At 60.6% G+C, this 14305-nt stretch carries 12 protein-coding genes; 11 read left to right on the plus strand and 1 reads right to left on the minus strand.

Annotation, left to right across the window (positions count from 1 at the left end; genetic code table 11):
* Nucleotides 1-106 precede the first annotated feature (106 nt).
* From ACZ5RT_RS06010 to ACZ5RT_RS06055, 10 genes are all read left to right on the plus strand, one after another.
* Entirely contained in the window at nucleotides 107-1240 is a 1134-nt protein-coding gene (locus ACZ5RT_RS06010) for a TRAP transporter substrate-binding protein (RefSeq protein ID WP_422172561.1), read from the plus strand.
* Between the two features lie 66 nt (nucleotides 1241-1306).
* Nucleotides 1307-1933 (plus strand): TRAP transporter small permease subunit, encoded by a 627-nt coding sequence (locus ACZ5RT_RS06015; protein ID WP_291925072.1) that lies wholly within the window; start codon nucleotides 1307-1309, stop codon nucleotides 1931-1933.
* On the plus strand, nucleotides 1930-3882 hold the full coding sequence (locus ACZ5RT_RS06020) for a TRAP transporter large permease (RefSeq protein ID WP_464453856.1): 1953 nt from the start codon (nucleotides 1930-1932) through the stop codon (nucleotides 3880-3882). Before ACZ5RT_RS06015 ends, ACZ5RT_RS06020 begins: the two co-directional genes overlap by 4 nt.
* A 224-nt stretch (nucleotides 3883-4106) precedes the next feature.
* Nucleotides 4107-4313: a formate dehydrogenase gene (locus ACZ5RT_RS06025; RefSeq protein WP_416560434.1), complete on the plus strand. Its 207-nt coding sequence runs from the start codon at nucleotides 4107-4109 to the stop codon at nucleotides 4311-4313.
* Nucleotides 4314-4359: 46 nt separating this feature from the next.
* Nucleotides 4360-7320, plus strand: a complete 2961-nt coding sequence (locus tag ACZ5RT_RS06030; RefSeq protein ID WP_464453857.1) for a formate dehydrogenase subunit alpha — start codon at nucleotides 4360-4362, stop codon at nucleotides 7318-7320.
* 18 nt (nucleotides 7321-7338) lie between these two features.
* Nucleotides 7339-7941: a formate dehydrogenase FDH3 subunit beta gene (gene fdh3B, locus ACZ5RT_RS06035; protein WP_108427624.1), complete on the plus strand. Its 603-nt coding sequence runs from the start codon at nucleotides 7339-7341 to the stop codon at nucleotides 7939-7941.
* A 2-nt stretch (nucleotides 7942-7943) separates the two neighbouring features.
* Nucleotides 7944-8168: a hypothetical protein gene (locus tag ACZ5RT_RS06040; RefSeq protein WP_291925063.1), complete on the plus strand. Its 225-nt coding sequence runs from the start codon at nucleotides 7944-7946 to the stop codon at nucleotides 8166-8168.
* A 17-nt stretch (nucleotides 8169-8185) separates the two neighbouring features.
* Nucleotides 8186-9379, plus strand: coding sequence for a formate dehydrogenase subunit gamma (locus tag ACZ5RT_RS06045; RefSeq protein WP_464453858.1), 1194 nt, complete (start codon nucleotides 8186-8188; stop codon nucleotides 9377-9379).
* A gap of 14 nt (nucleotides 9380-9393) precedes the next feature.
* Nucleotides 9394-9729, plus strand: coding sequence for a hypothetical protein (locus tag ACZ5RT_RS06050; protein ID WP_464453859.1), 336 nt, complete (start codon nucleotides 9394-9396; stop codon nucleotides 9727-9729).
* Nucleotides 9730-9798: 69 nt separating this feature from the next.
* A complete protein-coding gene (locus ACZ5RT_RS06055) occupies nucleotides 9799-10680 on the plus strand; it encodes a formate dehydrogenase accessory sulfurtransferase FdhD (protein ID WP_464453860.1) in 882 nt (293 codons plus the stop codon).
* Between the two features lie 230 nt (nucleotides 10681-10910).
* Here ACZ5RT_RS06055 and ACZ5RT_RS06060 read toward each other — a convergent pair whose 3' ends face one another.
* A complete protein-coding gene (locus ACZ5RT_RS06060) occupies nucleotides 10911-11354 on the minus strand; it encodes an REP-associated tyrosine transposase (protein WP_464453861.1) in 444 nt (147 codons plus the stop codon).
* Between the two features lie 347 nt (nucleotides 11355-11701).
* Between ACZ5RT_RS06060 and ACZ5RT_RS06065 the strand changes: the two genes are divergently transcribed.
* Complete coding sequence (locus ACZ5RT_RS06065) at nucleotides 11702-14242, plus strand: ABC transporter permease (RefSeq protein ID WP_464453862.1); 2541 nt, start codon at nucleotides 11702-11704, stop codon at nucleotides 14240-14242.
* Nucleotides 14243-14305 lie beyond the last annotated feature (63 nt).

Here is a 14305-nt window from a genome sequence, read left to right on the forward strand (position 1 = left end):
AGGCTTCGGGTTTCTACTGAGGGGTATCGTTGGGGCTGATCGCATAATGATTGACCAAGCGGTAATTTTTTACGCTTGTAAGTTCAACAACGATTGGAGATCCACTTTGTCAGACAACAAAACCCCACGCCGTCGTAACCTTCTCAAAGGCGCAGCCCTGGCAGCAGGTGCTATTTCTGCCCCCATGATCGCCAAGGCCCAGACTGGCCCGATCTCCATGCGTTGGCAGAGCACATGGCCTGCCAAGGACATCTTCCACGAGTACGCCCTCGACTACGCCAAAAAAGTCAACGACATGACCGGTGGCGATCTGAAGATCGAAGTGCTGCCAGCAGGCGCTGTGGTGCCGGCTTTCGGCTTGCTCGAAGCGGTGTCCAAGGGCACTTTGGACGGCGGTCACGGCGTGTTGGGTTACCACTACGGCAAGCAAAACGCTTTGGCCCTGTGGAGCTCCGGTCCTGCTTTCGGCATGGACGCCAACATGATTCTGGCCTGGCACAAGTACGGCGGCGGCGCTGAGCTGCTGGCCAAGCTGTATGCCTCCATCGGCGGCAACGTGCAGTCCTTCCTGTACGGCCCCATGGCCACGCAGCCATTCGGCTGGTTCAAGAAGCCGATCACCAAGACATCGGACCTGAAAGGTCTGAAGTTCCGCACCAACGGTTTGGCCATTGACCTGTTCACCGCCATGGGCGCTGCCGTGAACGCCTTGCCAGGCGGCGAGATCGTGCCTGCGATGGACCGTGGTCTGCTCGACGGTGCCGAGTTCAACAACGCGACATCTGACCGCATCCTGGGCTTCCCTGACGTTTCCAAGGTCTGCATGCTGCAAAGCTACCACCAGGCTTCGGAAACCTTCGAGATCATGTTCAACAAGACCAAGTACGACGCACTGCCTGCGAAGTTGAAGTCTGTGATCGCGATCGCCACAGAAGCCGCTTCGGCCGACATGTCGTGGAAAGCCATCGACCGTTACTCCAAGGACTACGTTGAGTTGCAGACCAAGGACAAGGTCAAGTTCTACAAGACGCCTGATGCCATCCTGCAAGAGCAGCTCAAGGTCTGGTCTGAAATCCTCGAGAAGAAGTCTGCCGAGAACCCCATCTTCAAGGAAGTGGTGGCCTCGCAGAAAGCTTTCGCAGCCCGCGCTGTGAAGTGGGACCAAGACACCAACATCAGCCGTCGCATGGCTGTGAACCACTTCTTCGGGGCCAAAGCTGCCGCGCCGAAAAAAGGTTGATTTTTTAAGCGTTTCCATCAGCCATCCAGGTTTCCTGGATGGCTGATTTATTTATGTGGTTCCCTTATGCAAAACCTGTTGCTCTTTATTGACAAAGTCAGCACCTGGATTGGCCAGTTCTTTTCCTGGTTGATCGTGGCCTTGACTTTCATGATTTCCTGGGAGGTTTTCTCCCGTTATGTGCTGGACAGTCCTCATGCCTGGGCCTTTGACGTGATGAGCATGATGTACGGCTCGCTCTTCATGATGGCCGGTGCTTACACCTTGTCCAAAAATGGCCATGTGCGTGGCGATGTACTGTATGGTTTTTTCCCGCCCCGCCTGCAGGCCTGGCTGGACTTGATTCTTTACATCCTGTTCTTCATTCCCGGTGTGGTCGCGCTGGCTTGGGCGGGTTACGGTTTTGCCGCCGAGTCCTGGGCCATTCACGAGCACTCCAACATCACGGCCGATGGCCCCCCGGTTTATCCCTTCAAGACCATCTTGCCCATTGCAGGTGCTTTCTTGCTGGCGCAAGGCCTGGTTGAAATCGTGCGTTGCATTGTTTGCATCAAGCAGGGCGAGTGGCCCAAGCGCGGCGATGACGTGGACGAGGTCGACGTTGAAAAACTCAAGGAAATGGTCAACGTCAAAGACGAAGACATCGCGAAACTCGATGCGCTGGTGACGGCTGGCAAGGGAACCCACAAATGAAAAAAGAAGTCTGGTTCGGCCTGACGATCATGGCCTTGGTCGTGTTGTCGGCCTTTGTTTTGTTGCCTGCGCCCTCGGAGATGACCAACGGTCATTTGGGTTTGTTGATGCTGGCGCTGGTGGTGGTGGCGATCATGTTGGGCTTCCCGACCGCCTTTACGCTGATGGGCATGGGCATGATCTTCGCGTGGATCGCCTACCGCAGTCAGAACCCCGATCTGGCTGTGAACCAAACCCTGGATCTGATGGTCCAGCGTGCGTATTCGGTCATGTCCAACGATGTGCTGATCTCGATTCCTTTGTTCGTGTTCATGGGTTACCTCATTGAACGCGCCAACCTGATCGAAAAACTGTTCAAGAGCATGCACCTGGCCATGGCCCGCTTGCCAGGTTCTTTGGCCATCGCGACCATTGTGACCTGCGCTATTTTTGCCACGGCCACCGGCATCGTCGGCGCGGTGGTCACGCTCATGGGCCTGCTGGCGCTGCCCGCCATGCTGCGTGCAGGTTACAGCGTGCAATTGTCGGCCGGTGCCATCACCGCAGGCGGTTGCCTGGGTATTTTGATTCCACCTTCGGTCATGCTGATTGTGTATGGTGCGACCGCTGGCGTGTCGGTGGTCAAGCTGTACGCGGGTGCGTTTTTCCCGGGTGTGATGTTGGCGACCTTGTACGTGTTGTATGTCGTGATTCTGGCTAAAGTCAAGCCCAGCATGGCTCCGCCGATGTCGGCGGAAGACCGCATCGTGCCTTTGCCGGCCTTTGCGCAGGTGGTGTCCAAAGACGTCAGCAGCACCGTTTTGCCGGGTCTGATCGGTGCGATCAAAGGCAAGCGCAATGCGGCTGTGCCCATGCGCGAGTTGCTCAACCATTTGGGCATTGCCTTGCTGCCGGCTTTGGCCGTGGCAGCGATCATGGGCACCATTTACTTCAAGGTCACTGCACCTGTCGCTGTCGAGGCGGTGGAAGGCGTGGTGGCCATGGGTGGCGAATTGGCCGAGACTGCAGAAACCGAAGACGAAGCCGAAAGCGTGAGCGGCTTGTCCGAGCCCGAATCTGAAGGCGCGGAAACACCTGCCGCCCCGACCGAAATGGCCAAGGCCGACGCGGCACCTGCTGCAGAAGCTGCCAAAGAAGAAGCCCCTGTGGCCGCCAGTGCTGACGCTCAAGCGCCAGCGGCAGCCGCCGAGCGCGTGCCCGCGCCCATGTCTTTCTGGATTGGCTTGGCCAGCTGTGTGGTGGCTTTGACCATCTTCTACGCTTACTTCAGCTTCACGCGCCTTGAGATTTTCAAGATGCTGCTGGGCTCCTTCTTCCCCTTGGCCCTCATGATTTTGGCGGTGCTGGGCACCATCGTGTTTGGCTTGGCCACACCGACCGAAGCCGCAGCCATGGGCTCTCTGGGCGGCTTGTTGCTGGCAGCGGCTTACCGACGCCTGAACTACGTGGTGCTGCGCGAGTCGGTGTACCTCACGGCCAAGACCAGTGCCATGGTGTGCTGGCTGTTTGTGGGCTCCAGCATTTTCTCGGCCGCGTTCGCGCTGCTGGGCGGCCAGGAGATCATCAACGACTGGGTGCTGGGCATGGACCTGACGCCTGTGCAGTTCATGATCCTGGCGCAAGTGGTCATCTTCTTGCTGGGCTGGCCGCTGGAGTGGACCGAGATCATTGTGATTTTCATGCCGATCTTCATCCCTTTGCTGCCCCACTTCGGCATCGATCCCCTGTTCTTCGGCTTGTTGGTGGCCTTGAACCTGCAGACCGCGTTCCTCAGCCCACCCGTGGCGATGGCGGCGTTCTACTTGAAGGGTGTGAGCCCACCCCACGTCACGCTGAACCAGATCTTTGCAGGCATGCTGCCCTTCATGGCCATCCAGGTGTTTGCGATCGTGCTGCTCTACATGTTCCCGGCCATCGGCATGTGGTTGCCTGAGGTGCTTTACAAGTAAAAAAGAAGTTGTCCGCACACACCAAGCCGCGGCTTGGTGTGTGCTGGCGCACATTGTGTGCCTTTGCTTGCCTCCGCTGTCACCGGTTTGACGCGCAGCCAATCGAAGTAAGGGTTTTTACATGACAAAAGCGCCATTGAATCGCTAAGATCGCCTGTGCCAAACATTGCCTCAGTCGATTCTTCTGGTGAGCAGTTGCCTTGTTCTTCTTTCAGGAGTCTTTGATGTCTTCCAAAACTTCCTCTCTTTCACGTCGCAGCCTGTTTTCGGGCGCTGCCACGGTGGGCGCAGTGGCTGCAGCCACCGCCGTTTTGCCTGGCGTGGTCAAACAGGCCGCACCCGCTGCCGTGGCTTTGCCCAAGCCCACACGCGGCGGTGGTTACACCCTGAGCGAACACGTTCAGCAGTACTACAAGACCACGCGCGTCTGATTCACATTCCGTTTTCTTTCCTGTTCATCCCCAACTGGAGCCCTCCATGTTGCTGACCAAAAAACAAACCAGCACTTCCGGTGCTGTCTCGACCCCCTTCATCCACAGCCTGCGCCGTGGTTTGTCGCAGGCATTGCCCACCATGGACCGCCGCAGTTTCCTGCGCCGCTCGGGTCTGGGTGTCGGTGTGGGCCTGGCTGCATCGCAGCTGAGCCTGGTTCAAAAAGTCCAGGCCGCCACGGGCGCGTCCATCGTGGGCGCAGGCAAGGTCGAAGTCAAACGCACCGTCTGCACCCACTGCTCGGTGGGCTGTGCGGTCGATGCCGTCGTTGAAAACGGCGTTTGGGTGCGCCAGGAAGCCGTCTTCGATTCGCCCATCAACCTCGGTGCACATTGCGCCAAAGGTGCTGCGCTGCGCGAGCACGGCCACGGCGAATACCGCCTGCGCTACCCCATGAAGCTGGTCAACGGCAAATACGAGCGCATCAGCTGGGATGTGGCGCTCAACGAAATCAGCGCCAAGATGCTGGAGCTGAAAAAAGCCAGCGGCCCGGACAGCGTGTATTTCATCGGCTCGTCCAAGCACAACAACGAACAAGCCTATTTGCTGCGCAAGTTCGTGAGCTTCTGGGGCACCAACAACTGTGACCACCAGGCCCGTATTTGCCACTCCACCACCGTGGCCGGTGTGGCCAACACCTGGGGTTATGGCGCCATGACCAACTCGTACAACGACATGCAAAACAGCAAGGTCGCTTTGTACATTGGCTCCAACGCGGCCGAAGCCCACCCCGTGTCCATGCTGCACATGCTGCACGCCAAGGAAAACGGCTGCAAGATGATCGTGGTCGATCCGCGCTTCACCCGCACCGCCGCCAAGGCCGACGAGTACGTGCGCATCCGCTCGGGTACCGACATTCCTTTCCTGTTCGGTCTGGTCTATCACATCTTCAAGAACGGCTGGGAAGACAAAAAATACATCAGCGACCGTGTCTATGGCATGGAGGCTGTCAAGGCCGAAATCATGGCCAAATGGACACCCGACAAGGTCGAAGAAGCCTGCGGCGTCAAGGAAGACCAGATGTTCAAGGTCGCCAAGATGCTGCACGACAACAACCCCGGCACCATTGTCTGGTGCATGGGCCAGACCCAGCACACCATTGGCAACGCCATGGTGCGCGCCTCCTGCATCTTGCAGCTGGCTTTGGGCAACGTCGGCAAGTCCGGCGGCGGCACCAACATCTTCCGTGGCCACGACAACGTGCAGGGCGCGACCGACGTCGGCCCCAACCCCGACTCGCTGCCCGGCTACTACGGCCTGGCCGAAGGTTCGTGGAAGCACTTCGCCAACACCTGGGGTGTGGACTTCGAGTGGATCAAAAAGCAGTTTGCAACGCCCGCCATGATGGGCAAGAACGGCATCACCGTGTCCCGCTGGATCGACGGCGTGCTGGAGAACAACGAGCTGATCGACCAGGACAGCAACCTGCGCGGCGTGTTCTATTGGGGCCATGCCCCCAACTCGCAGACCCGAGGTCTGGACATGAAGCGCGCCATGGACAAGCTGGACCTGTTGGTGGTGGTGGATCCCTACCCATCGGCCACCGCTGCCATGGCCGCGATGCCCGGCAAGGCCGAAGACCTGAACCCCAACCGCGCGGTCTACCTGTTGCCCGCTGCGACACAGTTTGAAACCAGCGGTTCCTGCACCGCCTCCAACCGCTCTTTGCAGTGGCGCGAGAAGGTGATCGATCCTTTGTGGGAGAGCCGCTCAGACCACATGATCATGCACCAGCTGGCCGAAAAACTCGGCTTTGCCAAAGAGCTGTCCAAGAACTACAAGATGCAAAAGGTCAAGGGCATGGACGAGCCCATGCCCGAAGACATCCTGCGTGAAATCAACAAGTGCGTCTGGACCATTGGCTACACTGGCCAAAGCCCAGAGCGCCTGAAGGCCCACATGAAGAACATGAACGTGTTCGACGTGAAGACCTTGAAGGCCAAGGGCGGTAAAGACAAGGAAACCGGTTACGACTTCACGGGTGACTATTTCGGTCTGCCATGGCCTTGCTACGGCACGCCCGAGATGAAGCACCCTGGCACGTCCAACCTCTATGACACCTCCAAACACGTCATGGACGGCGGCGGTAACTTCCGCGCCAACTTTGGAGTGGAGCGCGAAGGCAAGAGCCTGCTGGCCGAAGACGGTTCGCATTCGTTGGGTGCCGACATCACGACCGGCTATCCCGAACTCGACCACATCCTGCTCAAGAAGCTGGGCTGGTGGGACGAGCTGACCGAGGCTGAAAAAGCCAAGGCCGAAGGCAAGAACTGGAAGACCGACTCGTCGGGCGGCATGATCCGTGTGTTCATGAAGAACCATGGCTGCCACCCGTTTGGCAATGCCAAGGCGCGAGCCGTGGTCTGGAACTTCCCCGACCCGATCCCGCAGCACCGCGAGCCGCTGTACGGCACACGTCCAGACCTCATGGCCAAGTACCCCACGCACGACGACAAGAAAGCCTTTTGGCGTCTGCCCACCCTGTACAAGACCGTGCAGGACAAGAACATCGCCGACAAGGTGCACGAGAAGTTCCCGCTCATCCTCACCTCCGGCCGTCTGGTCGAGTACGAAGGCGGTGGCGAGGAAACCCGCTCCAACCCCTGGCTGGCCGAGTTGCAGCAGGAAGCCTATGTCGAGATCAACCCCAAGACGGCGGCCGATCGCGGCATTCGCAACGGCGACCGCGTCTGGCTCAAGAGCCCAACGGGTGCCAAGCTCGATGTGCAGGCTTTGGTGACTGAGCGCGTCGACACCGGCACGGTCTGGATGCCTTTCCACTTCTCGGGCCGCTGGCAAGGCGTCGACATGCTGGCGTATTACCCCAAAGGTGCTGCGCCCGTGGTGCGCGGCGAGGCGGTCAACACCGCCACCACCTACGGTTATGACAGCGTCACCATGATGCAAGAGACCAAGACCACCATCTGCAACATCGAAAAAGCCTAAGCGCCCCAGGAGAACACGATGGCACGAATGAAATTCATCTGCGATGCAGAGCGCTGCATCGAATGCAACGGTTGCGTCACCGCTTGCAAAAACGAACACGAAGTCCCATGGGGCGTCAACCGCCGCCGCGTGGTCACCTTGAACGATGGCGTTCCTGGTGAAAAGTCGATCTCGGTCGCCTGCATGCACTGCTCGGATGCGCCTTGCATGGCCGTTTGCCCGGTCAACTGCTTCTACAAGACCGAAGAAGGCGTGGTCCTGCACGACAAGGACATCTGCATTGGCTGCGGCTACTGCTCCTACGCTTGCCCGTTTGGTGCGCCCCAGTTCCCATCCAGCGGCACCTTCGGTGTGCGCGGCAAGATGGACAAATGCACCTTCTGCGCGGGCGGCCCCGAAGAGCACGGCAGCCAGTCCGAGTTCGAAAAATACGGTCGCAACCGCCTGGCCGAAGGCAAGCTGCCCGCTTGCGCCGAGATGTGCTCGACCAAGGCCCTGTTGGCCGGTGACGGCGACGTCATCACCGACATCCTGCGCGGCCGCGTCATCCAGCGCGGCAAGGGCGCCGAAGTCTGGGGTTGGGGTACCGCCTACGGCAACCAAGCCAAACAAGGAGCCTGAACATGAAAGCAGCTTTCATTCTTTGCAGCGCAGCCTTGTTGGTGGCTTGCGGCGAAAAGCCGCAAGAGGTCAAGGGCGTGCGCACCGACAAGCCGGCCTACAGCGGCACGGGCGTGGCCCCGTTCACCGAACCTGGCTGGAAAGCCGGTGACAAAGACGGGTGGGCCAACCACCTCAAGGCCCGTGCCACTTACGGCCAAAACGACCACGTGCGCGCACCCAAGTGAGCGCCAAGGAGAAGTTCATGCGCCGCTTCTTATTGACCATCGGGCTCGCTGTGGCCGCGTGGGGTGTTGCCGCCCAGACGCAGTCCCCCAGCACAGCACCGACTGCAACCACCGCACCCGCTGCCGCTGCTGCCCCGGCTGACAACAGCCTGGGCGTGAAAAGCGCCAACATCTTCCAGATCGCGCCCGGTGCGGACGCCGATCCGAAGTACAAAGACCAGACCAACGCCGAACGTGCCCAGGTCCAGCCCGGCAACAACGCGCCCATGTGGCGTGCCGTGGGGCAGGGCGTGACGGGTTACACCAGCCTGCCCAAAAGCCAGGCCCCCGAAGCCGGCAACCTGATCCAGCCCTTTGTGCAGTACCCGGGTTCGCGCCTGGCTTCGGCCGGTGAGTCCTGGCGTCAGGTACGCAACAACATCATCATTCCTTATGGTGCTGCTTTGTTGCTGATCGCGGTGGGTGCCATGGCCCTGTTTTATTTCAGCAAGGGCACGATCGAATTGCATGGTCAGGAAACCGGTCGCAAGATCGAACGCTTCACGCCCTTCGAGCGCTCGGCCCACTGGGCCAATGCGATTGCCTTCGTGACCTTGGCCGTTTCGGGCATCGTCATGGCCTACGGCAAATACTTTTTGCTGCCCATCATCGGCCCCACGCTGTTTGGCTGGTTGAGCTATGTCCTGAAAAACGTGCACAACTTTGCAGGCCCCTTGTTTGCGGTGTCGCTGGTGGTGGTGTTTGTGACCTTCCTCAAGGACAACATGCCCAGCAAAGACGATCTGGTCTGGATCCTCAAAGGGGGCGGCCTGTTCTCGGGCACCGAAGTGCCTTCGCACCGCTTCAATGCGGGTGAGAAGGTGGTGTTCTGGGGCGGTGTGCTGTTCCTGGGCTTCATTGTGGTGGCATCGGGCCTGGTGCTTGACATGCTGATCCCCGGCCTGATTTATGAGCGCAGCACCATGCAGATTGCCAACATGATTCACGGTGTCGCCACCTTGTTCATGATGGCCATGTTCATCGGCCACATCTACATGGGCACCATCGGCATGCGCGGTGCCTACAAGGCCATGCGCGAAGGCTACGTCGACGAGACTTGGGCCAAAGAGCACCATGAGCTCTGGTACGACGACATCAAGGCAGGCAAGATCCCGGCCCAGCGCTCGGCCCCTGCCGCCTCTTCCCCCACGGCATCCACGGCTTCGGTTTGAGTCAGGAGAACACCATGAAAAAATACCTGCTTGTCATGTCTGCACTGGCCATCAGCTTCAGCGCTGCGGCCAAACTGCCCGCCCCCAGCGAAGAAGCCAAGGCCAAAGCGGCCGAAGCCGCTGCCAAAACTGCGCACGGCAACAAAGTGGCCGACTTCCAGCTGTGCAAGTCCCGCGAAAAAGTGGCGGCGCACTATTACAAAACCAATGGCAAAGGCAAAGCTGCACCCACCGCCACACCCGCCTGTGTGGACCCCGGAGCTTACAAGCCTGCTGACACCACGGCTGCAGCGCCTGCCGCCGCTCCCGCGGGTGCCAAGCCCGCGGCAGCACCTGCCAAAAAAGGCTGATCCTTTTTCAGCGTCACTGCAAAATCCCCCGTCGGCAACGGCGGGGGATTTTTACGTTAGGCTCAAGCCATGTCTGTTGTACTGAACGCCCCTGCGGCCGCACCGTCCCTGCCCAAGCCCCACATCACCCGAGCGCGTGCGCCCCTCACGCGCAGCGTGACCGTGCGCAACGAATTCGGCGAGGTGTCCGAGACGCAAATCCCGGCCGAGCGGGCGCTCACCATTTACCTCGACAAAAAAGAACTGGTCACGCTGATGACCCTGGGTGCAGAGCCCGAGTGGCTGGTGCTGGGCTTCTTGCGCAACCAGCGCCTCATTGATTCCGTGGACCAGATCGAGTCGATCACGGTGGACTGGAGCATTGGCGAAGACGAAGTGGGCGAGCCCGGTGTGGCCGCTGTCAAAACCCGCGCCAACGCGCAGGTGGTGATCGAGCGCAGCGCCGACCGCGTGGTCACCACCGGTTGTGGTCAAGGCAGCGTGTTTGGCGACTTGATGGCCCACATCGACGAGATCGTGTTGCCACCCGCCCAGATCACACAAGGCCAGCTCTATGGCTTGGTGAACGCCATCCGCTTGCAGGAAACCACCTACAAATCGTCCGGTTCGGTGCACGGCTGCGCCTTGTTTCAGGGAGACGAAATGCTCATGTTCGTCGAAGACGTGGGACGCCACAACGCGGTGGACACCATCGCGGGCTGGATGTGGATGAACGACATCAGTGGCCAGGACAAAGTGTTCTACACCACCGGCCGCTTGACCAGCGAGATGGTCATCAAGTCCGCGCAAATGGGCGTGCCCGTGGTGGTGTCACGCAGCGGCATCACACAAATGGGCCTGGACGTCGCCAAGCGCCTGGGCCTGTGCGCCATCGGCCGCGCCACCAACAAGCGGTTTTTGTGCTTCAGCGCCCCCGAGCGCTTGGTGTGGCAGCCCGAGCTGGCCCGTTAAACCTTCTCGAGCAGGGGCTCGCTACCACAGATACCCGGCCCCCTTTCACTGTGGGAGGCTGCCCCCGCAGCCGAATGGTTGATCTGGAGCTCAACCCTTGTGGGAGGTCGCCCCTGCGGCCGAATGCGTGGGTTGGCACTGGCAAAGATTCGCGAGCAGGGGCTCGCTCCCACAAAAAGCCAGAGGCTCTGTCCCAGTGCGAGGCCACCCCTGCGGCCGAAGGTTTCATATCAAAGCCACATCGCATCCCAATGCGGGTAATCGCCCACGCGCTTGACCAAATCTGCCCGCAAAGGATTGGCAACGATGTACCTTGCCAACGCCTGCAGGTCCTCCTCTTTGCGCATGGCCCGGTCATGAAACCCAGGCTGCCAAACTGTCTGGCCCAACTGACGCGAAACCAGCGACTTCACGCCGTGCACACACCTGGCCAAATCCACGTGTTCGCCCAGTTGCATCAACCAGTGCAGGTGGTCGGGCATCAGCACATAAGCCCACGTGCGGGCTCTGTCCAAACGGTCTTCGGCGTACAAAGTACGGATCAGACAGCGCGTAGCTTGAAACTCCGCAAAAACAGCCTGGCGGTTGAGCGTGACCATTGTCAGCAGATACACCTGGCCGGCTAGTGAATGGCGGCCAATTCGCAAGCGTTGTGACCCGGCTTTTTGTGCCATGTTGTGCTCCCTGAGGTGATGCTACTGACTACCCTCAGTGCTAGCAAGCCAGTTTTTCCATCATTCGCGAGCAGGGGCTCGCTCCCACAGATGCCCGGCTCCCTGTCCCTGTGGGAGGCTGCCCCTGCAGCCGAATGGCTGATCAGGCATAAATCCCTGTGGGAGGCTGCCCCTGCAGCCGAATCAGTGAATTGGCTCAGGCAAAGATTCGCGAGCAGGGGCTCGCTCCCACGAAATGCAGGATGCCCTGTCCCTGTGGGAGGCCGCCCCTGCGGCCGAATGGTTGAATGGGCACAAAAAAATGCCTTGCTCCGCGCCGTAAATGGCTTGTGCGGTAAGGTGGCGGGATGAATCAACAAGGATGGATGCACGGCCTGCGGCTGGGGGGGCGCAATTTGTGGCGCGATTTGCGTGCGGGCGAGTTGCGGTTGCTGATGTTGTCGGTTGCACTCGCGGTGGCCGCACTCACGGCGGTGGGTTTTTTGGCCGACCGTATGCAGTCAGGTTTGTGGCGTGATGCGCGTCAGTTGCTCGGTGGCGATGCGGTGGTGGTCAGCGACCAAAGCACCCCCGCTGCCTTTGTGCAACGGGCCCAAAGCCTGGGCTTGCAGACCAATACCAATGTGAGCTTTCCCACCATGGCCCGCGCCTTGGCAGAGCAAGGCGGTGCCAGTCGACTGGTCGCACTCAAGGCGGTGGAGCCCGGGTACCCCTTGCGCGGCAAGTTGCTCGTCTTGCCCGATGTGGGCCAACCAAGCGCTTCAGACTTCAAACCCGCCATCCCCCCCGCGGGCCAAGTGTGGGTGGACCCCGCGCTGCTCGACAACCTGGGCCTGAAAACCGGGCACATGCTGGGTTTGGGCGAACGCAGTTTCCTCATCACGGCCGTCATCGAACGCGAACCCGATCGGGGCGCAGGCTTCATGACCTTTGCCCCCCGCGTCATGATGAACGCGGCCGATTTGGCATCGACCGGCTTGGTGCAGCCCGCCAGCCGCGTCACTTGGCGCATGGCGGTGGCGGGCGATGCCGCGGCTGCTGAGCGCTTTGTGCAGTGGGCACGGCCTGAAGTGGACAAGCCCCATGTGCGCGGCGTGCAGATCGAGTCGCTCGACAGCGGGCGCCCTGAAATGCGCCAGACGCTGGACCGTGCTTCCCAGTTTCTGAACCTGGTGGCCTTGCTGGCCGCCTTGCTCTGCGCCGTGGCCGTGGCCTTGGCCGCCCGCAGTTTCGCCGAGAGGCAGCTCGATGCCTGTGCCTTGCTGCGCGTTTTGGGTCAAAGCCAGCGCACACTCACCTTGAGCTATGGCCTGGAGTTTTTGGGCGCAGGCCTTTTGGCCAGTGCCGTGGGCGTGCTGGCAGGCTACGCCGTGCACCTGGGCTTTGTGGTTTTGCTGGCGGGTCTGGTCGATGCACAACTGCCCAACGCCACCCTGCAACCGGCTTTGATGGGCATGGCCATGGGCCTGACCTTGCTGGTGGCTTTTGGTTTGCCCCCCGTGTTGCAGTTGGCGCAGGTGCCGCCTTTGCGTGTCATTCGGCGCGACCTGGGCAGCCTGCAAGTGCGTTCGGGGCTGGTGCTGGCCATGGGCCTGGTGGGCTTTGCTTTGACGCTGCTCATGGTCAGCCGCAACCTGACTTTGGGCTTGATCACTGTGGGTGGGTTTGCCGTGGCCTTGCTGGTGTTTGCCGGTTTGGCCGCTGCCGCGTTGTGGTTGCTGCGCCGCGCTGTGCCGGGCGAGCAAGCTCCGCGCTGGTTGCGCCTGGCCACGCGCCAAGTGGCGGCGCGCCCTGTGTTTGCGGTGGTGCAGGTCAGTGCCTTGTCGGTGGGTTTGCTGGCCTTGGCCCTGCTGGTGCTGCTGCGCACCGACCTGATTGCCAGCTGGCGGCTGGCCACGCCAGCCAATGCGCCTGACCGATTTGTCATCAATGTGCAGCCCGAGCAAGCCACCGACTTCTTGGCCAGCCTGAACAAAGCGGGCGTGCAGTCGCCCGACTGGTTCCCCATGATCCGGGGCAGATTGGTGGCCATCAACGGCCGCGAAGTCGGCCCCACCGACTTTGAAGCCGACCGTGCCAAACGCCTGATCGACCGCGAAATCAACCTGTCCCATTCGGCCACCTTGCCCGCACACAACCCCCTCACGGCAGGCCGCTGGGTGCCCGAAGAAGCCGATGGCGTGAGCGTGGAACAAGGCATTGCCGACACACTGGGTTTGAAGCTGGGCGATCAACTGCGCTTCGACATCGCAGGCCAGGCCCGCGAAGCCCGCATCACCAGCCTGCGCAAAGTGGACTGGACCTCCATGCGTGCCAACTTCTTCATGATGTTCCCCGTCTCGCAAATGCCCGACCTGCCCATGACCTACATGGCGGCCTTTCGCTCGCCACCAGGCCCGGCTGGTTTTGACAACGCGCTGGTCAACCAGTTCCCCAACATCACCAGCGTCGACATGCGCAGCACCCTGGCCCAGGTGCAACGCGTCATGGACCAGGTGATCCGTGCGGTGGAGTACCTCTTCGCCTTCACGCTGGCCGCAGGCCTGATGGTGCTGTTGGCCGCCGTGGGCGCCAGCCGCCAGGCGCGTGAGCGCGAATACGCCATCATGCGGTCGCTCGGGGCAGGGCGCACCTTGTTGGCCCAAGTGCAGCGCACAGAGCTTCTGGGCCTCGGTTGGTTGGCCGGCTTCATGGCCAGCAGCATGGCTTTGGTGGTAGGTTGGGCACTGGCCCGTTTCGCGTTCGAGTTTGCGTGGCAACCGCCCCTGTGGGCACCTTTGGCGGGCGGTGCCTTGGGCGCTGTGCTGGCCTGGACAGCCGGCAGCCTCAGCCTCTCAGGCGTGCTGCGCCAACCCGTCATGCAAACCTTAAGGCAAGCGGCAGAGTGAGACATGGATACCCGCATTCGCGGGTATGACAAGCCATGTGATCAATTGGGGTCAGATCCCATT

This window comes from Limnohabitans sp. TEGF003 (assembly GCF_055395455.1).